Raw genomic sequence first — 23,413 nt, 5'->3', positions numbered from 1 at the left:
ACGTTTCCGCCCATGGGTTCTGTGTACGGCAAGGTCGTGTTCATCACCGGGGGAGCCGCCGGCGTCGGAGCGGAGTTGGCCACCCGACTGCACGGCAAGGGCGCGAAACTCGTCCTGGTCGACGTCGACGAGGGCCAGCTGACGCGGTTCGCGGAGGGACTCTCGGATGACCGCGTGCTCACGGCCACCGCCGACGTGCGCGACCTGGCCGCCATGCAGGCCGCCGCCGACGCCGCGGTCGAGCGCTTCGGCGGGATCGACGTCGTCGTCGCCAACGCCGGCGTGATCTCCTACGGTTCGGTGCTCCAGGTGGACCCCGAGGCGTTCCGACGCCTGCTCGACATCAACGTGCTCGGCGTGTTCCACACGGTGCGGGCCACGCTGCCGTCGGTCATCGACCGGCGCGGCTACGTGTTGATCGTGTCGTCGCTGGCCGCCTACGCCGCCGCCCCCGGACTGGCGCCGTACAACGCGTCCAAGGCCGCCGTCGAGCAGTTCGCCAACGCGCTGCGACTCGAGGTCGCCTACCGCGGCGTCGACGTCGGCTCGGCGCACATGTCGTGGATCGACACCGCGATGGTGCGCGACAGCAAGGCCGACCTGTCGTCGTTCACCGAGATGCTGTCCCGGCTGCCGTATCCGCTGAACGTCACCACGTCGGTACAGGCCTGCGTTCGCGCGTTCGTCAGCGGCATCGAAGGACGCAAGTCGCGGGTGTTCTGTCCCGGCTGGGTCGGCGCGGTCCGGTGGCTCAAGCCGCTGCTGTCGACGCGGTTGGGCGAGACACCGGTGCGCGCTTTCGTGCCCGACATCCTGCCGCGCATGGACGCCGAGGTCGTCGCGCTGGGCCGCTCGACGAGCGCCCACACCGAGGCGCTGGAGCGCCGCTGATGCGCCGCGCCCTCGTTCTGACGATCCTGCTCGCACTGCTGGTGTCGTGCTCGAAGCCCGGCGATCCGGCGGTCGTCAGTTCGACGAACCCCGCGCCGGCACCGGCGCCGCCGCCCACGGCCGAACAGGCTCGTGCCATTGCGAAGGAGGCCTACATCTACGGCTTCCCGATGGTCGACAACTACCGCGTCATGTACTCGTACTTCGTCGACAAGGACGATCCCGAGTACAAGGGCGGGTGGAACCAGATCCACAACACCGCAAGGGTTTACACGCCCGCGGACACGGCGGTTCAGACGCCGAACTCGGACACCCCGTACTCGGCTGTGGGTGCCGACCTGCGCACCGAACCGCTGGTGCTCACCGTTCCTCCGATCGAGCAGGACCGCTACTACTCGTTGCAGTTCATCGATCTGTACACCTACAACATCGCCTACGTCGGCAGCCGCACCACCGGTAACGCGGGCGGAAAGTACCTGCTCGCCGGCCCCGGCTGGAAGGGCGGCAAACCCGACGGCATCGACGAGGTGATCCAGAGCGACACCGACCTCGCGATGGTGCTGTACCGGACCCAACTGTTCGGGCCCGACGACCTGGACAACGTCAAGAAGATCCAGGCGGGCTATCAGGTCGCCCCGCTGTCGGTGTTCCTGAACCAGCCGTCCCCTCCGGCCGCCCCCGCGATCGACTTCGCGCCGCCGCTGACGCAGGAGCAGGAGAAGACCTCACTGCAGTTCTTCGATCTGCTCGGATTCACGATGCGGTTCGCGCCGGTCCTGCCGACCGAGCAGGAGATGCGCAGCCGGTTCGCGTCGCTGGGCATCGGACCCGACCGCACGTTCGACGCGGAGAAGCTCGACCCGGCCGTGCGCGACGCCGTGCAAGCCGGGATGGCCGACGCGTGGGCCGAACTCGACGCCCTGAGGAAGAACGAGATCGACACCGGCAAGGTGGGATCCGCCCAGTTCTTCGGCACGGCAGCCGATCTCAAGGGCAACTACCTGTATCGCATGGCGGGCGCGGCGTTCGGGATCTACGGCAACACCGCCGCCGAGGCGCTCTATCCGGGCTTCTTCAACGATTCGACGGGGGCGCCGCTGACGGGCGCCGACAAGTACACGGTGACCTTCGCCGCCGGGCAGCTGCCGCCGGTGAACGCATTCTGGTCGCTGACGATGTACGAGCAGCCGCGCAGCCTGCTGGTCGCCAACCCGATCGACCGGTACCTGATCAACTCGCCGATGCTGCCGGACCTGGTCCCCAACCCCGACGGCGGCTACACGATCTACGTGCAGCACGACGCCCCGACGGAGGCCAACCAGCTACCCAACTGGCTGCCCGCGCCGGAGGGCCCGTTCTCGCTGGTGATGCGGCTCTACTGGCCGAAACCCGATGCGCTCGACGGCAGTTGGAAGGCGCCGCCTCCGGTGAAGGTCAGCCCCTGAAGCCGGGACCGCGGCGGCGCAGGTAGCGCTCGAACTCCGCGGCCAGGGCGTCGCCGTCGATCTTGGCGAGCGTCTCCGTCATGTCGACCTCGGCGTCGCCGCGTTCCTCGAGCGCCTGGACGTACTCGGCGATCTCCTCGTCGTCGGCCGTCATCTCGGTCACGGCCTCCTCCCACTCCTCGGCCTGCGCGGGCAGGTCGGCGAGCGGCACCTCGATGTCGAGCACCTCCTCGACACGGCGCAACAGCGCGACCGTGGCCTTCGGGTTGGGCGGCTGCGACACGTAGTGGGGGACGGCGGCCCAGAACGTCACCGCCGGGATGCCCGCGGCCACGCAGGCGTCCTGGAACACTCCCGCGATGCCCGTGGGTCCCTCGTACCGGGTCTCCTCGAGGCCGAAGAACTTCGCCGAATCGGGCGAGTACGCGGCCCCCGACACCGGCACCGGCCGGGTGTGCGGAGTGTCGGCCAGCAAAGCGCCCAGGATCACGACGGTGTCGACGTTCAGCTTGTCGGCGATCGCCAGCAGCTCGGCGCAGAAGGTGCGCCACCGCATGTTGGGCTCGACGCCGTGCATCAGCACGATGTCGCGGTCGCTCCCCGGCGGTCTGCAGTGCGAGATCCGCATCGACGGCCACACCAGCTCGCGGGTCACCCCGTCGATCTGGCGGATGACGGGACGATTCACCTGGTAGTCGTAGTAGGCCTCGTCGTCTATCTCGACCAGCGTCTCGGCTTCCCAGATCGCATCGAGGTGCTCGAGCGCGTCACTGGCTGCGTCACCGGCGTCGTTCCAGCCCTCGAAGGCCGCCACGATGATGGTGTCCCGCAGGTCCGGCAGGTCTGTCACCAGGCCAGCCTAAGCCTTGCGCGGGATGTGCGAGACGCATCGCCGGGCGGGTCGCGATACCTGATGATCCGGACCGGACGACTACCCTGGTGAGACGAAATACGTCCCGCTGCTCGGGGGTTGAGCGAGGCGTCCAGACGTCGATCGGGTGACAACGTAGACTCTTCTGGTCGAGAGGCGTTGCAACGGTTCTCCGGTCTCCACCGGTTTTCCGCCACGCTCGGCAGATGCAAGGACGCCTTCCGTTACGGAAGGAGTGCACGTGAACGCCTCTGTGGCGAACACCTCAGCGTCGAACGGCTTCGAGCCGAACATCCGCCCCGACTGCACCGACGAACTGACGGCCGCCCTACGGCAGCGGATCATGGTGATCGACGGCGCGATGGGAACGGCGATCCAGCGCGATCGGCCCGACGAGGCCGGTTACCGCGGGGAGCGGTTCACGGAGTGGCCGACCGCTCTGCAGGGCAACAACGACCTGCTCACGTTGACGCAGCCGCAGATCATCGAGGGAATCCACCGCGAGTACCTCGAGGCGGGCGCCGACATTCTGGAGACCAACACGTTCAACGCGAACGCGGTCTCGCTCGCCGACTACGACATGCACGAGCTGGCCTACGAGCTGAACTACGCGGGCGCCGCGCTGGCGCGGAAGGCCGCCGACGAGTTCAGCACTCCCGACAAGCCGCGCTACGTCGCCGGTGCCATCGGGCCGACGACGCGGACCGCGTCGATCTCGCCGGACGTCAATGACCCCGGCGCCCGCAACGTCTCCTACGACCAGCTCGTCGCCGCCTACCTGGAAGCCGTCAACGGCCTCGTTGACGGGGGTTCCGACCTGCTCATCATCGAGACGATCTTCGACTCGCTGAACGCGAAGGCGGCGGTGTTCGCCGTCGAGACGCTGTTCGAGGAGCGCGGCCGCCGCTGGCCGCTGATCATCTCGGGCACCATCACCGACGCGTCGGGGCGCACGCTGTCCGGCCAGGTCACCGAGGCGTTCTGGAACGCGATCCGGCATGCGAGGCCGCTCGCGGTCGGCCTCAACTGCGCCCTGGGCGCGCCGGAGATGAGGCCCTACATCGCCGAGGTGGCGCGCATCGCGGACACCTTCGTCTCCTGCTACCCGAACGCCGGCCTGCCCAATGCCTTCGGCGAGTACGACGAGTCTCCGGAGCGGCAGGCCGGCTACCTCGCCGAGTTCGCCGAGGCGGGCCTGGTCAACCTGGTCGGTGGGTGCTGCGGAACGGCGCCTCCGCACATCGCGGAGATCGCCAAGGTCGTCGAGGGCAAGCCGCCACGTGAGCTGCCGGAGATCGCGGTGGCGACCCGGCTCTCGGGTCTGGAGCCGCTCAACATCACCGAGGACTCGCTGTTCGTGAACATCGGCGAGCGCACCAACATCACCGGCTCGGCCCGGTTCCGCAACCTGATCAAGGCCGAGGACTACGACACCGCGCTGTCGGTGGCCCTGCAGCAGGTCGAGGTCGGTGCGCAGGTCATCGACATCAACATGGACGAGGGCATGATCGACGGCGTCGCCGCGATGGACCGGTTCACCAAGTTGATCGCAGCCGAGCCGGACATCAGCCGCGTCCCGGTGATGATCGACTCCTCCAAGTGGGAGGTCATCGAGGCGGGCCTGAAGAACGTGCAGGGCAAGCCGATCGTCAACTCGATTTCCATGAAGGAGGGCGAGGAGAAGTTCATCCGCGAGGCCCGGCTGTGCCGCAAGTACGGCGCCGCCGTCGTCGTGATGGCCTTCGACGAGCAGGGCCAGGCCGACAACCTGGAGCGCCGCAAGGAGATCTGCGGGCGCGCCTACCGGATCCTGACTGAGGACGTCGGCTTCCCGGCCGAGGACATCATCTTCGACCCCAACTGCTTCGCACTGGCGACGGGCATCGAGGAGCACGCGACGTACGGGATCGACTTCATCGAGGCGTGCGCCTGGATCAAGGAGAACCTGCCCGGGGTGCACATCTCCGGCGGCATCTCGAACGTGTCGTTCTCGTTCCGCGGCAACAACCCGGTCCGCGAGGCGATCCACGCGGTGTTCCTGTTCCACGCCATCGAGGCCGGCCTCGACATGGGCATCGTCAACGCCGGCGCGCTGGTCCCGTACGACTCGATCGACCCCGAGCTGCGGGACCGGATCGAGGACGTCGTGCTCAACCGTCGAGAGGACGCGGCGGAACGACTCCTGGAGATCGCCGAGCGGTTCAACTCCTCGGAGAAGGCGGACGATCCGGTGGCCGCCGAGTGGCGGAGTCTGCCGGTCCGCGAACGCATCACGCACGCCCTCGTCAAGGGCATCGACGCCAACGTCGACGCCGACACCGAGGAACTGCGGGCCGAGATCGAGGCCGCGGGCGGACGGCCCATCGAGGTGATCGAGGGTCCGCTGATGGACGGCATGAACGTCGTCGGTGACCTCTTCGGCGCGGGCAAGATGTTCCTGCCCCAGGTCGTGAAGTCGGCCAGGGTGATGAAGAAGGCCGTGGCCTATCTGCTGCCCTACATCGAGGCGGAGAAGGCCGAGCCCCTGCCGGGGGAAGCCGCCAAGAAGGACACCAACGGCACGATCATCATGGCGACGGTCAAGGGCGACGTCCACGACATCGGCAAGAACATCGTCGGAGTCGTCCTGCAGTGCAACAACTTCGAGGTGATCGACCTCGGGGTGATGGTGCCCGCCCAGAAGATCCTGGACGCGGCCAAGGAACACGACGCCGACATCATCGGCCTGTCCGGTCTGATCACCCCGTCGCTGGACGAGATGGTCAACTTCGCCGTCGAGATGGAACGCGAGGGATTGCAGATCCCGCTGCTGATCGGTGGCGCGACGACGTCGCGCGCTCACACGGCGGTGAAGGTGTCGCCGCGGCGCAGCGGGCCGGTGGTGTGGGTCAAGGACGCGTCGCGGTCGGTGCCGGTCGCGGCGGCGCTGCTGGACGACAAGCAGCGGCCCGCCCTGCTGGAGGCCACCGAGAAGGACTACGCGTCGCTGCGCGAACGGCACGCCCAGAAGAACGAGCGGCCGATGCTGACGCTGGAGAAGGCCCGCGCGAACCGGACGCCGATCGAGTGGGACGGCTACACGCCGCCGGTGCCCGCCCAGGGCACGGGAGTGCGCGAGTTTCTGGACTACGACGTCGCGGAACTGCGCGAGTACATCGACTGGCAGCCGTTCTTCAACGCCTGGGAGATGAAGGGCCGGTTCCCCGACATCCTCAACAACCCCGTCTCCGGCGAGACCGCTCGCAAGCTGTACGACGACGCCCAGGAGATGCTCGACACCCTGATCAAGGAGAAGTGGCTGACCGCCAACGGCGTGATCGGGTTCTTCCCGGCCAACGCGGTCGGCGACGACATCGAGATCTACACCGACGACACCCGTGCCGAGGTGCTGACGACGTTGCGCAACCTGCGCCAGCAGGGCGAGCACCGGGACGGCGTCCCGAACCGGAGCCTCGGCGATTTCGTCGCCCCCAAGGCCACGGGTCTGGAGGACTACGTCGGCGCCTTCGCGGTCACCACCGGGCTCGGCAGCGGGGACAAGATCGCCGAGTTCAAGGCCGACAACGACGACTACAGCGCGATCCTGCTGGAGTCGCTCGCCGACCGGCTGGCGGAGGCGTTCGCCGAACGGATGCACCAGCGCGTCCGCAAGGAGTTCTGGGGCTATCAGCCCGACGAGCAGCTGGACAACGAGGCGCTCATCGGCGAGAAGTACCGGGGCATCCGCCCGGCCCCCGGTTACCCGGCCTGCCCGGAGCACACCGAGAAGTCGACGCTCTGGGAGTTGATGGACGTCAAGGAGCGCACCGGAATCGAGCTGACCGAGTCGATGGCGATGTGGCCCGGCGCGGCCGTCAGCGGCTGGTACTTCTCCCATCCGCAGTCGCAGTACTTCGTCGTCGGTCGGCTGGCCCAGGACCAGGTCGCCGACTACGCGAAGCGCAAGGGCTGGACCCTGGCCGAAGCCGAGCGCTGGCTCGCCCCCAACCTCGGCTACAACCCGGAGGACTGAGCTCGATGCGCGCTGTGCTCTGGGATATGGACGGGACCCTCGTCGATTCCGAGAAGCTGTGGGACGTGTCGATGCACGAGCTGTACGCGCGCCTCGGCGGAGTCCTGACGCCCGAGGTGCGGGAGTCGACGGTGGGCGGGTCCGCGGGGAGCGTGATGGCCACCGTGTATTCGGATCTCGGTCTGGAACCCGATCCGGTGGCGATGGCGGAGTCCGCCGACTGGCTGCACGACCGGACGGGTGAGCTCTTCGAGGCCGGCCTGCCGTGGCGCCCCGGCGCCCGTGAGCTGCTCGACGCACTGCTCGGCGCGGGCGTCCCGATGGCGCTGGTCACCAACACCCGCCGGGTCCTCACCGAGAATGCGCTGAAAAGCATTGGCAGGCACTACTTCTCGGTATCCGTGTGCGGCGACGAGGTGGAGAACGCCAAGCCGGCTCCGGACCTCTACGTGCGGGCGTCCGAACTGCTCGGCTTCGCGCCCGCCGAATGCCTGGCCGTCGAGGACTCGGTCACCGGGACCACCGCGGCCGAGGCGGCCGGCTGCCCCGTGCTCGTCGTGCCCAACGACGTCGCGGTGCCGCGCAGTCCCCGCCGCAGGCACATCGAGTCGCTGAGCGGAGCGACGGTCGCGGACCTGCGCGCCGTCTATGCCGGGTTCGCCTAGCGGCGGTTCGTCCGACGGGGGACACCGACTTCGAATCCGTCCGAGACGATTCCTTTAATCATTCCGGAATCGGGTACAGAGTCCTCGGTGATGATCGACCGCTCCGGCCTCAAGCAGCTGCTGCGTGACGCGCGACTCAGGGTGACCACTCCGCGGGTGACGGTCATGCAGGCCGTCGCCGACCACCCGCACGCCGACACCGAGGCGCTCATCAGGGCGTCGCGCGAGTTGCTGCCCGACATCTCGCACCAGACCGTGTACGACGCGCTGAACGCGCTCACCGCCGCGGGCCTCGTCCGGCGCTTCCAGCCGACGGGTTCGCTGGCCCGCTACGAGTCCAGGGTGGGCGACAACCACCACCATCTGGTCTGCCGGTCGTGCGGCGTCATCGCCGACGTCGACTGCGCCGTCGGCGAGGTGCCGTGCCTGACCCCGGCCGACGACGGCGGCGGCCTGCAGGGCTTCGAGATCGACGAGGCCGAGGTCATCTACTGGGGGCTGTGCCCCAACTGCGCAGCGGTCAACGAACCCGATCACACCCCGTGATCACAGCCCATCACCGATGAAAGGAATCCCGTGACCGATTCACCCGACGCGAAGCCGCCCTTCCCCGAGAAGTCGACGGCCAGTAACAGCGAGAGCGAGAACCCGGCGATCTCCTCGCCGAAGCCGAAGTCCGGCGCTCCGCTGACCAACAAGGACTGGTGGCCCGACCAGGCCGACGTGTCCCTGCTGCACGCGCACGGGTCCGCGTCGAACCCGTACCCCGCGGACTTCGACTACGCGGACGCGTTCGCCACGCTCGACCCCGAGGCGCTCAAAGCCGATGTGCTGTCGGTGATCACCACGTCGCAGGACTGGTGGCCCGCCGACTACGGGAGCTACGCGGGCCTCTTCATCCGGTTGAGCTGGCACGCCGCGGGCACCTACCGCATCTTCGACGGCCGCGGCGGCGGCGGGCAGGGCATGCAGCGCTTCGCCCCGCTCAACAGCTGGCCGGACAACGCGAACCTCGACAAGGCCCGCCGGCTGCTGTGGCCGGTGAAGCAGAAGTACGGCAACGCCATCTCGTGGGCGGACCTGCTGGTGTTCGCGGGCAACGTCGCCCTGGAGTCCGCCGACTTCGAGACGTTCGGCTTCGCGTTCGGCAGGCCCGACGTCTGGGAGCCCGAGGAGACCCTCTTCGGCGAGGAGGACGAGTGGCTCGGCACCGACAAGCGCTACTCCAGTGAGCGCGAACTGGCGGAGCAGTACGGCGCCACCACGATGGGCCTGATCTACGTCAATCCCGAGGGGCCGGAGGGTAAGCCGGATCCGCTGGCCGCGGCGCACGACATCCGCGAGACCTTCGGCCGGATGGCCATGAACGACGAGGAGACCGCCGCGCTCATCGTCGGCGGCCACACGCTCGGCAAGACGCACGGCGCGGGCGACGGCGACCTCGTCGGTCCGGAGCCCGAGGGTGCCCCGATCGAACAGCAGGGACTGGGCTGGAAGTGCGCGTTCGCGTCCGGCAAGGCCGGTGACACCGTCACCAGCGGGCTCGAGGTGGTCTGGACCCCCACGCCCACCAAGTGGAGCAACGCCTACCTCGAGATCCTCTACGGCAACGAGTGGGAGCTGACCAAGAGCCCGGCCGGCGCATGGCAGTTCGAGGCCACGAACGCCGAGGCGATCATCCCGGACCCGTTCGGCGGACCGCCGCGCAAGCCCACGATGCTGGTGACCGACGTCTCGATGCGCGAGGACCCGACCTACGGCCGGATCACCCGGCGTTGGCTCGACCATCCCGAGGAGCTCAACGAGGCGTTCGCCAAGGCCTGGTTCAAGCTGCTGCACCGCGACATGGGGCCGATCACCCGCTACCTCGGGCCGTGGATTCCGGAGCCGCAGCTGTGGCAGGACCCGGTGCCCGCGGTAGCGGGGGAGCTCATCGACGTGGCGGACATCGCGACGCTGAAGAGCGCCGTGCTGGCGTCGAACCTGTCGGTGCAGCAACTGGTCAAGACGGCGTGGGCGGCGGCGGCGAGCTTCCGCAGCACCGACAAGCGCGGCGGCGCGAACGGCGCGCGGCTGCGGCTGGAGCCCCAACGGCACTGGGCGGTCAACGAACCCGCCGAGCTCGACACGGTGCTTCCCGTGCTCGAACGCATCCAGCAGGACTTCAACAGCGCAGGTGGCAGGCAGGTGTCGCTGGCCGACGTCATCGTGCTCGCCGGGTCGGCGGCGGTCGAGAAGGCCGCTAAGGACGCGGGTTACGAGATCGAGGTGCACTTCGCGCCGGGACGCACCGACGCGACTCAGCAGGACACCGATGTGGAGTCGTTCGCCGTGCTCGAGCCGCGGGCCGACGGGTTCCGCAACTACGTCCGGCCGGGCGAGAAGACCGCGCTGGAGAAGCTGCTCGTCGAGAAGGCGTACCTGCTCGATCTGACCGCACCGGAACTGACGGTGCTGCTCGGTGGCCTTCGCGCCCTCGGCGCCAACACCGGTGGCACCAAGCACGGTGTCTTCACCGCCACGCCGGGGGTGTTGACCAACGACTTCTTCGTCAACCTGCTCGACATGAGCACGGAGTGGAAGGCGTCGGAGAACGCGGAGAACGTCTACGAGGGTCGCGACCGGGCGACGGGTGCGGTGAAGTGGACGGCCACCGCCAACGACCTCGTGTTCGGCTCGAACTCGCAGTTGCGTGCGCTGGCCGAGCATTACGCGCAGGCCGACAACAAGGGGAAGTTCGTCGAGGACTTCGTCGCGGCATGGGTGAAGGTCGCGAACAACGACCGATTCGATCTGCGCTGACCCGCTTGCCTCCGATCGGCGGTTGCTGAAATGCGCCGTCGATCGGGGGCGAGCACTGCCATTGCGGTGCATCCGCTTTCGCTGAATGGGTGCCGAAAGGGAGCGCCGGGAGACGACACGCAATTCGGCGACGTGATACGGCCCTACCGATCGTTGGTCTGTGGAAAGGTTGTTGTGAGCTAGCTCACGCAGTGTTGCGAAAGGACACCTCATGGCCGGTCAGGGTCCACCCGTCGACGACTCCTCATCAGTCATCAGCGACGACGACTTCTCCTCGGGCGGTACCGCCGTCCGCATCGCCTCCGTCGCCGCCCTCGGCGGCCTGCTGTTCGGTTACGACAGCGCCGTCATCAACGGCGCGGTCGACTCCATCCAGGAGGACTTCGGGATCGGCAACGCCGAACTCGGTTTCGCCGTGGCCTCGGCGCTCCTGGGTGCTGCTGCGGGTGCGATGACGGCGGGTCGGATCGCCGACAAGATCGGCCGTATCGCCGTCATGAAGATCGCCGCCGTGCTCTTCCTGATCAGTGCGTTCGGAACGGGTTTCGCGCACGAGGTCTGGACCGTGGTGCTGTTCCGGATCGTCGGCGGCATCGGCGTCGGGGTCGCCTCGGTGATCGCGCCCGCCTACATCGCCGAGACGTCTCCGCCCCGCATTCGGGGGCGACTGGGCTCGCTGCAGCAGTTGGCGATCGTGCTCGGCATCTTCCTGTCGTTCGCCGTCAACTGGGTGCTCCAGTGGGCGGCCGGCGGCCCCAACGAGGTGCTGTGGCTGGGTCTCGACGCGTGGCGCTGGATGTTCCTGGCGATGGCGCTGCCCGCCGTGCTGTACGGCGTGCTGGCGTTCACGATTCCCGAATCTCCGCGTTATCTCGTTGCCAGCCATAAGATTCCGGAAGCCCGGCGAGTGCTGAACCTGCTGCTCGGGGAGAAGAACCTCGAGATCACCATCGATCGCATCAGGGAGACGCTGGAGCGCGAGGACAAGCCGTCCTGGCGTGATCTGAAGAAGCCGACCGGTGGTATCTACGGCATCGTCTGGGTGGGCCTCGGGTTGTCGATCTTCCAGCAGTTCGTCGGCATCAACGTGATCTTCTACTACTCGAACGTGTTGTGGCAGGCCGTCGGATTCAGCGCCGACGAGTCGGCCGTCTACACCGTGATCACGTCGGTGATCAACGTGCTGACCACCCTCATCGCCATCGCGCTCATCGACAAGATCGGGCGCAAGCCGCTGTTGCTCATCGGATCGACCGGCATGGCGGTCACGCTGCTCACGATGTCCGTCATCTTCGCCAACGCGACGGTCAACCCGGACGGCACTCCGAGCCTGCCCGGCGCCTCCGGGGTCGTCGCGCTGATCGCCGCGAACCTGTTCGTGGTCGCGTTCGGCATGTCCTGGGGCCCCGTCGTCTGGGTGCTGCTCGGCGAGATGTTCCCGAACCGCATCCGCGCGGCCGCGCTCGGACTGGCGGCGGCGGGGCAGTGGGCGGCCAACTGGCTCATCACCGTCACGTTCCCCGGCCTGCGCGAACACCTCGGCCTCGCGTACGGCTTCTACGGCTTGTGCGCGATCCTGTCGGGTCTGTTCGTGTGGAAGTGGGTCATGGAGACCAAGGGTGTCTCGCTGGAGGACATGCACGGCGAGATCGTCGCTAAGCCCAAACCCACGGCGACCACCTGACACCGATTGGCGCCGCCGGGTGAAACCGCCGTGACTCCGGCGGCGCCGCCGTGAAACAATCGCGAGCCGTGAAGACCTTCGACGCGCTGTTCGACGAACTGAGCGAGCGTGCGCGCACCCGGCCTGCAGGTAGTGGCACCGTCAAGGCGCTCGACGGCGGTGTGCACGGGCTGGGCAAGAAGATCCTCGAGGAGGCCGGCGAGGTGTGGCTCGCCGCCGAGCACGAGGGCGACGACGAACTGGCCGGTGAGATCAGCCAGCTGCTGTACTGGACCCAGGTGCTGATGATCAAGCGCGGTCTGACGCTCGACGACGTGTACGCGAAGCTGTGACGAACGGCATGCTCCGCGTCGCCGTCCCCAACAAGGGTGCGCTCAGCGAGTCGGCCGCCGACATCCTGTCCGAGGCGGGCTACCGCAAGCGCAGGGACCAGAAGGACCTGACGGTCGTCGACCCCGTCAACAACGTCGAGTTCTTCTTCCTCCGGCCCAAGGACATCGCGATCTACGTCGGCTCGGGTCAGCTCGACCTGGGCATCACCGGTCGCGACCTGGCGGCGGATTCCGATGCGGCGGTGCGGGAACGGCTCGCGCTGGGTTTCGGCAACTCCACCTTCCGGTACGCGGGCCCGGTCGGGCGGGACTGGACCGTCGCCGACCTGTCGGGTAAGCGCATCGCCACGTCGTTCCCGAATCTGGTCCGCAAGGACCTGGCCGCCAAGGGTGTCGAGGCCGACGTCATCAGACTCGATGGCGCGGTGGAGATCTCGGTGCAGCTCGGCGTGGCCGACGTCATCGCGGACGTGGTCGGCTCCGGCCGCACGCTCGGGCTGCACGATCTGGTCGCGTTCGGTGACCCGCTGTGCGACTCGGAGGCGGTCCTCATCGAGCGCGCCGACCCCGACCCGGCGAACACCGCCGCGCGCGACCAGCTCACGGCGCGTGTGCAGGGCGTGGTGTTCGGTCAGCAGTACCTGATGCTCGACTACGACTGCCCGCGCACGGTTCTCGACAGGGCCACCGGCGTGACGCCCGGTCTGGAGTCGCCGACGATCGCACCGCTGGCCGATCCGGAGTGGGTGGCGGTTCGCGCGCTGGTGCCGCGCCGAGACGTCAACGCGATCATGGACGAACTCGCGGCCATCGGCGCCAAGGCGATCCTTGCGTCCGACATCAGGTTCTGCCGCTTCTGATCTTGACCGGTGCTAGGTTGCCTGTGACAACCCCACCGTTCGGGAGGCTGCCATGACGCAAGTGCTCGTAATCCTGCTCGCCCTTCTCATCGGAATCGTCGCGGGTCTGCGGGCGCTCACCCCGCCGGCCGTCGTCGCATGGGGGGCGTTCCTCGGGTGGCTGCCCGTCGAGGGCACGTGGGCGCAATGGGTGGGTCACCCCATCACCGTGACGGTGCTGACGATCTTCCTCGTCGTGGAACTCGTCACCGACCAGTTGCCGTCGACGCCGCCGCGCACGGTCACTCCGCAGTTCGCGGCCCGCCTGCTGACCGGCGCGTTCGCGGGCGCGGTCATCGGGGCGGGCTTCCATCACACGTTCAGCTCGATCGGCGCGGGCATCGTCGGCGCGGTGCTCGGAACGCTCGGCGGCTACCGCGCTCGCAAGAAGCTGGTCGAGTCCAACGGCGGACACGACCTGCCGGTGGCCCTCACCGAGGACGTGATCGCGGTGCTCGGCGGTTTCGCGATCGTCGCTGTAACATCTCTGGTCTAGATGGCTACTGCAGCAAGCACATTCGACGCGATCATCATCGGCGCGGGACAGGCGGGTCCGCCGCTCGCGGGCCGGCTCACCGCAGCCGGACGCACCGTCGCGGTCATCGAGCGCAAGCTCGTCGGCGGCACGTGCGTCAACTACGGCTGCATCCCCACCAAGACCCTGGTGGCCAGCGCGCACACCGCGCACGTCGCCCGTCGCGCCGCCGAGTACGGCGTCGGCACCGGCCCGGTCACGGTCGACATGGCGACGGTGAAGTCGCGCAAGGACGGCATCATGCTCGCCGATCGGCACGGCGTCGAGGGATGGCTCGACGGCATGCCGGGCTGCGAGTTGATTCGCGGGCACGCCCGTTTCGAAGGGCCGCACACGGTCCGCGTCGGCGACCGGGTGCTCGAAGCCGACCAGATCTTCCTGAACGTCGGCGGCCGCGCGACGGTGCCCGACATCCCCGGACTGGCCGACGTCGACTACCTCACCAACGTCGGGATCCTCGACCTCGACGTGCTGCCCGAGCACCTGGTGATCATCGGGGGCAGCTACATCGGTCTCGAGTTCGCGCAGATGTACCGCCGGTTCGGGGCCGCGGTCAGCGTCGTCGAGCGGGGTCCGCGGGTGACCGCGCGCGAGGACGAGGACGTGTCGGCCGCCGTGACCGCGATCCTGGAAGCCGAGGGAATCGACGTGCACGTCGGAGCCACGGATATGCGGCTTGTCAAGAAAGACAACGGATTCGCGTTGCACACCCGCGACGGCGCGGACCCGATCGAGGGCACCCACCTGCTGGTCGCCACCGGGCGGCGACCGAACACCGACGATCTCGGCCTGGACGCGGCGGGTGTCGAGACCGACGCACGCGGCTACGTGACGGTCGACGACGAGTTGCGCACCACCGCGCCGCACATCTGGGCGATGGGGGACTGCAACGGCCGGGGCGCGTTCACCCACACGTCGTACAACGACTTCGAGATCGTCGCCGCCAACCTGCTCGACGACGATCCGCGGCGGGTCAGCGACCGGATTCCCACCTACGCGCTCTACATCGATCCGCCGCTCGGGCGCGCCGGGATGTCGGTCGCCGAAGTCAAGGCCTCGGGTCGCAGGGCGCTCGTCGGCAAGCGCCCGATGACGCGCGTCGGCCGCGCCGTCGAGAAGGGCGAGACGCAGGGTTTCATGAAGGTCGTCGTCGACGCCGAGACCGAGCAGATCCTCGGGGCGGCCATCCTCGGTGTCGGTGGCGACGAGGTGGTGCAGGACATCCTCGACGTGATGACGGCGAAGCTGCCGTACACCGCGATCTCCCGCACCATGCACATCCACCCGACGGTCAGCGAGTTGGTGCCGACGATGCTGCAGGAGCTCACACCGCTGGAATAGCCTGCACCGCAGCGCGTCCCGCGAGAAGTTGAGCGGTGGTCACTGCGACCCGGCCACCGAGGTGCTCGCACGTGCGCAGATCCGACGGGTGTACCGCGTCGGCGTCGGCGTCGACATCGGTCTGCGCGCCCGCCCCCAACCAGAACCCCAGCCGGTTGGGGTCGTGCTCGCTGCCCGCCGAACTGTTCCAGCCGGGGCCGAGACCCAGGTTCACCCAGTGCATGTGGTGCTGGGCGGCGAAGACCGCAAGCGACACCAGGGTGTTGAGCTTGTCGCCGCTCTTGGACCCGGAGTTCGTGAAGCCGGCGGCCACCTTGTCCCGCCAGGTGCCGTTCTGGCACCGCCGCCCGGTCCGCTCGGCGAACGCCTGGAACCCCGCGGACACGTTGCCCATGTAGGTGGCGGTGCCGAAGACGATCGCGTCGGCGCCGTCGAGCATCGCCCAGTGCTCCTCGGTCAGCGCGTCCACGGCGAGCGCGGTGACGTCGGCGCCACGGGCACCGGCCCCGGCCACGACCGCGGCGGCCAGCGTCGCGGTGTGGCCGAATCCCGAGTGATAGGCGACCACGATGGCCGGGCGGAGCCCGAAAGCGTTGTCGGTCATGAGAACTCCTCACCTGTCGGTGCGACGCCGGAGATGGCGTGTACGCGCTGCGCCCAGTTGGGCAGGGGATCGCCCGCGAGGAGGGCGTCGAGTCGGTCGAGGAACGCGTGTGTGCCGGTGCGGAAGCCGTTCGCGTTGGGCACGCTGAGGCCGCGGTGGCTCAGCCGCAGCAGGGTTCCGGCGCCGTCGGGGTGCAGTTCGTAGCGCACCACCCCCGGTTCGACGATGGACTGATGCCACTCGTGCTCGAACACGTGCGGCGGATCCCAGACCAGGATTCGCCCCGTCATGCGCTTGCGGTCCGGCGGCAGCGGGGGGCCGGACGCGACGGTCTCGATGGTCCCGCCGACGCGCGCGTCGATGACGGTGCGGCCCATCCACTTTCCACGCTGATCCGGATCCGTGATCGCCGCCCACACCTGCTCGACCGGGTGGGGCAGCCGTCGTTCGAAGTGCAGCACCGCGCGATCGCCGTCGACGACCACTCGTCCGTCGCGATCGGTCACGACCGATTCCCCTCGCCCAGCGTCGCCGTCAAGTGCTCCTCGAGGGCGTCCAGGCGATCGGCCCAGAAGTGCCGGTACGCGGTGAGCCAGGAGTCCATCTCGACGAGGCCGTCGGCGCGCAGCGCGTAGATGCGGCGCTGCGCGTCGACGCGCACCTCGACGAGTCCGACCTCGCGGAGCACGCGCAGGTGGCGGGACACGGTGGGTTGGGTGAGTCCGGGCAGGGTGGCGACCAGTTCGCCCGCGGTGCGTTCACCGGTGCGCAGCGCGTCGAGCAGGGTGCGCCGGCTGGGTTCGGCGACGGCTTCGAAAACGTCCACACCCGTATATTACGTTTTGTCTATATAGATGCAAGCGGATAGTCAGCGCGCGGCGCGTAGTAGCCTCAACTGGCCGATCTCCGCCACGTTCTTGGTGAGTTCCACGTTCACCCACAGCGCCGAATCCGCGATCGTCCTCCCGGCGTCGGCGGGCCACGGGAACGCCGAGGGCCGCTCCCAGTCGGAGTCGGCCAGATCGGTGAGCCCGTCGCGCCAGTCGACCGCCAGCGCGCGGATCGCAGCGATCGCGTCGGCGCCCGTGCCCGGCCACGTCACATCCTCGCGCCTGCGGTGCGGGACGCGGGTGAGGTCGTCGAGCGCCGTCGCCCACCACCACAGGACCTGCCAGGTGAGCCAGCCCACGGTAGGCACCGGGATCGGAACGGGTTCGGTGTCCGCCCAGTCGGGGCGCCACGCGCCGTCCTCGTCCCGATGCACGGTCCAGGTGAGTTCCGCTGGGGCCCAGAGGAAGTCGTCCTCGTCCAGCGCGTCGAAGTGCAGCTCGGCGAGCGCCCAGACCAGCTCGAACTGGGAGAGCGCCGCGCTCTTCGCGGTCACCGCCGCAGGACCAGCAGCGTCTGGGCCGACGTGCCGACGAAGCCCCGGTGGTCGAAGAGGTCGGCGGTGGTGACGCCGACGCCGTCCGGCCCGATCGACGCCCGCGCACGCAGCGCGAACTCGTCACCCGAGGGCACTCGGTGCAGGTGCACGGTCGTGTCGGTGTTCATGAAGAGGAACTCGTTCGGGTTCAGCGAGGCGCCGACACCGTTGGCCGAGTCGACGACCATCGCCAGGCGCTGTGTCTCCGTCACCGGCTCGGCGTCGACGAGTGGTACCAGTGGGCTCATCCACACCTCGGCGGCCGCGCCCGGTGGCGTCTCCTGCCTGTGCCACGTCACCGTTTCCAGGTAGCCCGGCGCACCCAGCCACGCGTGCGGGTTGGCCACCGGATCGCCCTTGCCGAGCGGCGGATGCCGGTCCGTCGCCACGTCGGAGGTGTCGCTGGTGGCCAGCAGCCACGCGGTCACCCGCGCGACCGGCCGCTCCGCGCCGACCGGCAGCATCTCGGCGCACATCATCGCGATCCGGGCGCCGGGCCGCAGCGTCCAGGCGCGCACCCGCAGCGGTACGACGGGGATCGCGCCGAGGATGTCGAGGGTGAGCCTGCCGACGCGCAGCGCGGAGCCCGCCGCGTGTTCCTCGATCAGCTTGGTCATCAGCGCCAGCGGCGGCGACCCGTGCTGGATCTCGGGATCCCAGTTGCTCCGCGTGCCGTCGGTCGACTCGAACACCTGGAAGTCGCCGTCGGAGGGCAACCGACGGTAGAGGCAGTCGATCACGCCGCGGGCTCCGCGGTGGCGGGCCACCCCGGGTAGGGCGGCGGGGTACCTCCGAACACAGGACAGTGCCGGTGATGCGCGCACCAATCGCACATCCGAGACGGGTTGGGGCGGAAATCACCTGTGGCTCCGGCGTTCTGGATTGCCCGCCAGATCGCCATCAAGGTCTTCTCGAAGCGGTGCAGCTCCTCGAGTTCGGGCGTGTAGTCCAGCACCTGACCATCGGCGAGGTACAGCAGGCGCAGCCGGGTCGGGAGCACCCCGCGCGATCGAAGCAACGCGACCGCGTAGAACTTCATCTGGAACATGGCCTTGGCCTCGGCGAGGGCGCGCGCCTCCGGGGGCGCCTTGCCGGTCTTGTAGTCCACGACGCGCAACTCGCCGGTGGGCGCGACGTCGATGCGATCGACGAAACCGCGCAGCAGCGTGCCATCGGACAACTCGACCTCGACGCGCTGCTCGCACGACTCCGGGTCGAACCGGGTCGGGTCCTCCAACCGGTAGTAGCCCGACAGCAGCGTGCGCGCCTGCTCGAGCAGTTCGATGCGCGTCTGCGGCTCGAATTCGGCCACCAACTCGGGACGCTCGTCGACGATGCCCTGCCAGGCCGGCTCGACCAGGGCGGCGGCGGCATCGGGCACGCGGCTCGGCGCGGGCAGCGCGTACAGCAGTTCCAGCGCGCCGTGGACGAGCGAACCGCGCACCTGCGCGGTGGACGACGGTTCGGGCAGGCGATCGATGGCGCGGAACCGGTAGAGCAGCGGGCACTGCTTGAAGTCGCTGGCGCGGGACGGCGACAGCGCCGGACGCCTCGGGGCGTCGACCGTCTGCTGCGTCATGACACCGAGCCTAAGGTTGCGGGCCGACAACCCCGCGCACCCGCGGCGGCGCGTCTGCTGCCATGCTGACGTCCGTGCGAGTAACCGGTCCGTTCGTCGTCGGCGATCGCGTGCAGCTCACCGATCCCAAGGGGCGCCACTACACGATGGTGCTCGGTGCAGGTGACGAGTTCCACACCCATCGCGGCGCGATCGCGCACGACTCCGTGATCGGCCAGCCCGAGGGCTGCGTGGTCAAGTCCACCAACGGCGACGCGTTCCTGGTGCTGCGGCCGCTGCTGATCGACTACGTGCTGTCCATGCCGCGAGGCGCCCAGGTCATCTACCCGAAGGACGCCGCCCAGATCGTCCACGAGGGCGACATCTTCCCCGGCGCCAACGTGCTGGAAGCCGGTGCCGGCAGCGGAGCGCTGACGTGCTCACTGCTGCGCGCCGTCGGACCGACCGGCACCGTCACGTCCTACGAGATCCGCGACGATCACGCGCCGACCGCGGAACGCAACGTGACCGCGTTCTTCGGCGAGCACCCGCCCAACTGGAACCTGCGCGTCGCCGACGTCGCGGCGTACGACGGGCCGCAGGTCGACCGTGCGGTGCTCGACATGCTGGCGCCGTGGGAGGTGCTCGAGGCCGTCGGCAACGCGCTCGTGCCCGGCGGCGTGCTGATCGTCTACGTCGCCACCGTCACCCAGCTGTCCAAGACCGTGGAGGCCCTGCGGGAGCAGCAGTGCTGGACCGAGCCGCGCTCCTGGGAGACCCTCCAGCGGGGGTGGGACGTCGTCGGCCTCGCGGTGCGCCCGCAGCACTCCATGCGGGGCCACACCGCGTTCCTCATCAGTGCCAGACGTCTCGCGCCCGGCACGGTGACGCCGACCCCGGTGCGCCGCAAGCGCTCGCTGTAACTCAGCCGGGGGGAGTGGGCGGCGGCGCCGACCCCAGGACGAGCAGCTGATCGGCCGTCGTGCGGGTCAGCTGCCAGCCGTCGCGCAGCGGGCTGAACTCCATCGGGAACGTGAACGTCCTCGCCGGGTCCGCGGCGGGCGCGATCCGGACCGTCGCCTCGACGTTGCCGGGGGTTGCCGACCAGGTCAGGTCCGTGGCCTCGATGGTCGGATCCCGGAACCCGCCGTCGGCCAGCGCCTGCCCGAAGTTGCCGAGCGGAGCCTGGTCGTCGGGCGTCGCGTACTGCACCAGTGCCAGCTTCTGCTCAGGGGGGATCGACGTGTCGGCCAACCGGGCGAGCACCCCGGTGAGCGCCTCCGGCGGCGGCAGCGGCGCCGCAGCGGGAGCCGACGTCGACGGCGTCATCGCGTGGATCAGGTCGGACGGCGTCGGCGCGGGCGGCTGATCCGATCCGCAGCCGGAAACGCCGAACGCCGTCACCATCGCGATGGTGACGGCGCTCAGAGCTGCGACGGTGCGCACGGCTCCTCGACGGTTACGCGACCGAGGAGAGCAACGCCATCGCGGAGTCCTTCGAGATCTGCCAGCCGGTCGGGCTCGGGCCCGTGACGAACGTGACAGCCTGCGACGCGGATGCACCGGTCGGCGAGGTCGCGGTGACGAAGGCCGTGGCGACGGGGCCGTTCTGGTCGATGTTGTCGACGGCGAACGCCAGCGGGAAGTAGCCCTTGGCCTGGGCGTCCCGGTACTTGCTGTCGGCCAGCCGCGACTCGATGCGGCCCAGCCCGCCCTGGATGTAGCTGGCCTTGGCGCCCGTGTACGAGCCGGGACCGGCGAGCCCGGTGAGCGTCTGCACGAGCGGGGACTGCAGGTCCGGCGCGGGCGCCTGGGGCATCGGGATGTCCCACACGACGGGCTGAACCGCGGGTGCCTGCGAGGGCGCGCCCGAAGCGATCGACGTCATACCACCCGCTGCTGCGGCTACCACGGCAGCGCCGGCGGCTGCGGTCACGAAGCCGGTGACGAGGGTTTTCAGGGTCACTGTGGTCCTTTCTAGGGCCCGGGTAAGGGGCCGGCTTGCGTCAAAGGTTAACAAGTGTCGGTGGTGTGTCGAAATTCCTACACCGCACACAAAGGCTGAATCGCCGGTAGCTTTGAAGTTGTTACTGCACCAACTTTCGGTGCGGGGAGGGAGCGCAGTATGAGTGAGTCGGAGCGTTCGGGAGCCTACCCAGAGCCCAGCTCTCCCGCGTCCAGCAATGACGCTGCGGAGCTGGAGGAACTTCGCCGCGAAGCCGCCCGGCTTCGCGAGCAACTGGAACAGGCGGTCGGACCCGACAGTGGCCTGCGCAGTGCACGGGACGTGCACCAGCTCGAGGCCAGAATCGATTCGCTCGCATCACGCAACGCCAAGCTGATGGACACCCTCAAGGAGGCGCGCCAGCAGTTGCTCGCTCTCCGCGAGGAGGTCGACCGGCTGGGCCAGCCGCCCAGCGGCTACGGCGTGCTGCTGGCGGCCCACGAGGACGACACCGTCGACGTGTTCACATCCGGCCGCAAGATGCGGCTGACGTGCTCGCCGAACATCGAGGTGTCCGAACTCAAGCAGGGCCAGACGGTCCGGCTGAACGAGGCGCTGACGGTGGTCGAGGCCGGGTCCTTCGAAGCGGTCGGGGAGATCAGCACGCTGCGCGAGATCCTCTCCGACGGGCATCGCGCGCTCGTGGTGGGCCACGCCGACGAGGAGCGCATCGTGTGGCTCGCCGAGCCACTCGTCGCAGCCGAGTTCCTGGAACCCGAGGTGCTCGGCGCGCTCGACGACGACGACAAGCCGCGCAAGCTGCGACCCGGTGACTCGCTGCTCGTCGACACCAAGGCCGGCTACGCGTTCGAGCGCATCCCCAAGGCCGAGGTCGAGGACCTGGTGCTCGAAGAGGTGCCGGACGTCTCCTACCACGACATCGGCGGCCTGACGCGGCAGATCGAGCAGATCCGCGACGCCGTGGAGCTGCCGTTCCTGCACAAGGATCTCTACCGGGAGTACTCGCTGCGTCCGCCCAAGGGTGTGCTGCTGTACGGCCCGCCGGGGTGCGGCAAGACTCTCATCGCGAAGGCCGTCGCGAACTCGCTGGCCAAGAAGATGGCCGAACTGCGTGGCGAGGACTCCCGTGAGGCGAAGTCGTACTTCCTCAACATCAAGGGTCCCGAGCTGCTCAACAAGTTCGTCGGCGAGACCGAGCGGCACATCCGGTTGATCTTCCAGCGCGCTCGGGAGAAGGCGTCGGAGGGCACGCCCGTCATCGTCTTCTTCGACGAGATGGACTCGATCTTCCGCACCCGCGGCACCGGCGTCAGCTCGGACGTCGAGACCACCGTTGTGCCGCAGCTGCTTTCGGAGATCGACGGCGTCGAGGGTCTGGAGAACGTCATCGTGATCGGCGCCTCCAACCGCGAGGACATGATCGACCCGGCGATCCTGCGGCCCGGCCGCCTGGACGTCAAGATCAAGATCGAGCGGCCGGACGCCGAAGCGGCACAGGACATCTTCAGCAAGTACCTGACCGAGGACCTGCCGATCCACGCCGACGACCTCGGCGAGTTCGTCGGCGACCGCGGGCTGACCATCAAGACGATGATCGAGAAGATCGTCGACCGCATGTACGCCGAAATCGACGACAACCGGTTCCTCGAGGTGACCTACGCCAACGGGGACAAGGAGGTCATGTACTTCAAGGACTTCAACTCGGGTGCGATGATTCAGAACGTCGTCGACCGGGCCAAGAAGTACGCGATCAAGTCGGTGCTGGAGACCAACTCCCACGGTCTGCGCATTCAGCACCTACTGGACTCGATCGTCGACGAGTTCGCCGAGAACGAGGACCTGCCCAACACGACCAATCCCGATGACTGGGCCAGGATCTCGGGCAAGAAGGGCGAGCGGATCGTCTACATCCGCACGCTCGTCACCGGTAAGTCGTCGAGTGCCAGCAGGGCCATCGACACCGAGTCGAACCTCGGCCAGTACCTCTAGCGGACACCCCGAACGGCCCCGCACCTTCGGGTGTGGGGCCGTTCGGCGTCTGAGTCAGCAGAGGTGGATGATCGAGGCCTTGTAGATGAACACGGCGTCGTCCTCGTTGACGTTCTCGTTGGTCGTGTCGTAGATCGCCTGCAGGGTGGTGGCCTGCGGCACACCGTTCTGGACGTCCTCGCAGACCGAGTATCCGAGCTCCAGCGCGGTGTCCTGGGACGTGTCGCCGTACCCGTAGTCGGTCAGCGCCTCGAAGTAGCTTTGCTCGTCGGCGCTCGCCGGGGCCGCGGTGGCCAGGCCGACAGCGCACGCGGCGGCGGCGAGCGGCAGCAGCAGTTTCGTGGTCCTACCCATGGGGATCCTCCCTTGTCGACCCGTTGCGCAGGTGGTTCC

Annotated in this window: 23 protein-coding genes; 13 read left to right on the top strand and 10 right to left on the bottom strand. The window is 68.6% G+C overall.

Annotation, left to right across the window (positions count from 1 at the left end; translation table 11 throughout):
* The first annotated feature begins 12 nt into the window (after positions 1-12).
* Together NM203_RS28355 and NM203_RS28350 are read left to right on the top strand one after the other, a co-directional pair.
* Complete coding sequence (locus NM203_RS28355) at positions 13-891, top strand: SDR family oxidoreductase (RefSeq protein WP_255063943.1); 879 nt, start codon at positions 13-15, stop codon at positions 889-891.
* The gene (locus NM203_RS28350) at positions 891-2,336 is read left to right on the top strand and encodes a DUF1254 domain-containing protein (RefSeq protein WP_255063942.1); all 1,446 of its coding nucleotides are present in this window, start codon (positions 891-893) and stop codon (positions 2,334-2,336) included. The genes NM203_RS28355 and NM203_RS28350 overlap by 1 nt, the downstream gene beginning before the upstream one ends.
* Here the strand turns inward: NM203_RS28350 and NM203_RS28345 are convergent.
* Positions 2,326-3,189, bottom strand: coding sequence for a PAC2 family protein (locus NM203_RS28345; RefSeq protein ID WP_255064048.1), 864 nt, complete (start codon positions 3,187-3,189; stop codon positions 2,326-2,328). The genes NM203_RS28350 and NM203_RS28345 overlap by 11 nt on opposite strands.
* Positions 3,190-3,550: 361 nt before the next feature.
* Between NM203_RS28345 and metH the strand changes: the two genes are divergently transcribed.
* The 9 genes from metH to NM203_RS28300 all read left to right on the top strand — a co-directional run bounded on the left by metH (position 3,551) and on the right by NM203_RS28300 (position 15,477).
* Positions 3,551-7,219 carry a methionine synthase gene (metH, locus tag NM203_RS28340; protein ID WP_255064047.1) on the top strand — a complete coding sequence of 1,223 codons (3,669 nt, stop codon included), beginning with the start codon at positions 3,551-3,553 and terminating at the stop codon, positions 7,217-7,219.
* Positions 7,220-7,224: 5 nt separating this feature from the next.
* Positions 7,225-7,884, top strand: coding sequence for an HAD family hydrolase (locus tag NM203_RS28335; protein ID WP_255063941.1), 660 nt, complete (start codon positions 7,225-7,227; stop codon positions 7,882-7,884).
* Between the two features lie 90 nt (positions 7,885-7,974).
* Complete coding sequence (locus NM203_RS28330) at positions 7,975-8,430, top strand: Fur family transcriptional regulator (protein ID WP_255063940.1); 456 nt, start codon at positions 7,975-7,977, stop codon at positions 8,428-8,430.
* A 30-nt stretch (positions 8,431-8,460) separates the two neighbouring features.
* Positions 8,461-10,686 (top strand): catalase/peroxidase HPI, encoded by a 2,226-nt coding sequence (katG, locus tag NM203_RS28325; protein ID WP_255063939.1) that lies wholly within the window; start codon positions 8,461-8,463, stop codon positions 10,684-10,686.
* 211 nt (positions 10,687-10,897) lie between these two features.
* Positions 10,898-12,370 carry a sugar porter family MFS transporter gene (locus NM203_RS28320; RefSeq protein ID WP_255063938.1) on the top strand — a complete coding sequence of 491 codons (1,473 nt, stop codon included), beginning with the start codon at positions 10,898-10,900 and terminating at the stop codon, positions 12,368-12,370.
* 50 nt (positions 12,371-12,420) lie between these two features.
* Complete coding sequence (locus NM203_RS28315) at positions 12,421-12,702, top strand: phosphoribosyl-ATP diphosphatase (RefSeq protein WP_255063937.1); 282 nt, start codon at positions 12,421-12,423, stop codon at positions 12,700-12,702.
* An 8-nt stretch (positions 12,703-12,710) separates the two neighbouring features.
* Positions 12,711-13,562, top strand: coding sequence for an ATP phosphoribosyltransferase (gene hisG, locus NM203_RS28310; RefSeq protein ID WP_255063935.1), 852 nt, complete (start codon positions 12,711-12,713; stop codon positions 13,560-13,562).
* 52 nt (positions 13,563-13,614) lie between these two features.
* Positions 13,615-14,097, top strand: coding sequence for a DUF4126 family protein (locus NM203_RS28305; protein WP_255063934.1), 483 nt, complete (start codon positions 13,615-13,617; stop codon positions 14,095-14,097).
* The gene (locus NM203_RS28300) at positions 14,098-15,477 is read left to right on the top strand and encodes an FAD-containing oxidoreductase (RefSeq protein ID WP_255063933.1); all 1,380 of its coding nucleotides are present in this window, start codon (positions 14,098-14,100) and stop codon (positions 15,475-15,477) included. It begins immediately after the preceding gene.
* On the opposite strand, the gene NM203_RS28295 is transcribed toward NM203_RS28300, so the two are convergent.
* Genes NM203_RS28295 through NM203_RS28270 form a run of 6 tightly spaced genes read right to left on the bottom strand, consistent with a single transcriptional unit; the run spans position 15,461 to position 19,086 of the window.
* Positions 15,461-16,081 (bottom strand): flavodoxin family protein, encoded by a 621-nt coding sequence (locus tag NM203_RS28295; protein WP_255063932.1) that lies wholly within the window; start codon positions 16,079-16,081, stop codon positions 15,461-15,463. The two genes, NM203_RS28300 and NM203_RS28295, sit on opposite strands and share 17 nt — an antisense overlap.
* Complete coding sequence (locus NM203_RS28290; RefSeq protein ID WP_255063930.1) at positions 16,078-16,587, bottom strand: SRPBCC family protein; 510 nt, start codon at positions 16,585-16,587, stop codon at positions 16,078-16,080. The genes NM203_RS28295 and NM203_RS28290 overlap by 4 nt, the downstream gene beginning before the upstream one ends.
* A complete protein-coding gene (locus NM203_RS28285; RefSeq protein ID WP_255063929.1) occupies positions 16,584-16,907 on the bottom strand; it encodes an ArsR/SmtB family transcription factor in 324 nt (107 codons plus the stop codon). The genes NM203_RS28290 and NM203_RS28285 overlap by 4 nt, the downstream gene beginning before the upstream one ends.
* 42 nt (positions 16,908-16,949) lie before the next feature.
* A complete protein-coding gene (locus NM203_RS28280) occupies positions 16,950-17,465 on the bottom strand; it encodes a DinB family protein (RefSeq protein WP_255063928.1) in 516 nt (171 codons plus the stop codon).
* Positions 17,462-18,247, bottom strand: a complete 786-nt coding sequence (locus NM203_RS28275) for a thioesterase family protein (RefSeq protein WP_255063927.1) — start codon at positions 18,245-18,247, stop codon at positions 17,462-17,464. The genes NM203_RS28280 and NM203_RS28275 overlap by 4 nt, the downstream gene beginning before the upstream one ends.
* On the bottom strand, positions 18,244-19,086 hold the full coding sequence (locus tag NM203_RS28270) for a RecB family exonuclease (RefSeq protein ID WP_255063926.1): 843 nt from the start codon (positions 19,084-19,086) through the stop codon (positions 18,244-18,246). Before NM203_RS28270 ends, NM203_RS28275 begins: the two co-directional genes overlap by 4 nt.
* 74 nt (positions 19,087-19,160) lie before the next feature.
* Between NM203_RS28270 and NM203_RS28265 the strand changes: the two genes are divergently transcribed.
* Positions 19,161-19,988: a tRNA (adenine-N1)-methyltransferase gene (locus tag NM203_RS28265; protein ID WP_255063925.1), complete on the top strand. Its 828-nt coding sequence runs from the start codon at positions 19,161-19,163 to the stop codon at positions 19,986-19,988.
* Position 19,989: 1 nt separating this feature from the next.
* Here the strand turns inward: NM203_RS28265 and NM203_RS28260 are convergent, their stop codons facing one another.
* Positions 19,990-20,511, bottom strand: a complete 522-nt coding sequence (locus tag NM203_RS28260; RefSeq protein WP_255063924.1) for a lipoprotein LppK — start codon at positions 20,509-20,511, stop codon at positions 19,990-19,992.
* A gap of 13 nt (positions 20,512-20,524) precedes the next feature.
* Positions 20,525-21,031, bottom strand: coding sequence for an MTB12 family secreted protein (locus tag NM203_RS28255; RefSeq protein WP_255063923.1), 507 nt, complete (start codon positions 21,029-21,031; stop codon positions 20,525-20,527).
* Between the two features lie 159 nt (positions 21,032-21,190).
* Here NM203_RS28255 and arc point away from each other — a divergent pair, with 159 nt between their 5' ends.
* A complete protein-coding gene (gene arc / locus NM203_RS28250; protein ID WP_255063922.1) occupies positions 21,191-23,020 on the top strand; it encodes a proteasome ATPase in 1,830 nt (609 codons plus the stop codon).
* A gap of 54 nt (positions 23,021-23,074) precedes the next feature.
* On the opposite strand, the gene NM203_RS28245 is transcribed toward arc, so the two are convergent.
* On the bottom strand, positions 23,075-23,374 hold the full coding sequence (locus tag NM203_RS28245) for a DUF732 domain-containing protein (RefSeq protein ID WP_255063921.1): 300 nt from the start codon (positions 23,372-23,374) through the stop codon (positions 23,075-23,077).
* Between the last annotated feature and the right edge of the window lie 39 nt (positions 23,375-23,413).

Source organism: Mycolicibacterium arenosum (assembly GCF_024320865.1).
Taxonomy (GTDB): domain Bacteria; phylum Actinomycetota; class Actinomycetes; order Mycobacteriales; family Mycobacteriaceae; genus Mycobacterium; species Mycobacterium arenosum.
Note: the sequence above shows the minus strand (reverse complement) of the source record. Positions and strands in the feature narration are given on the sequence as shown.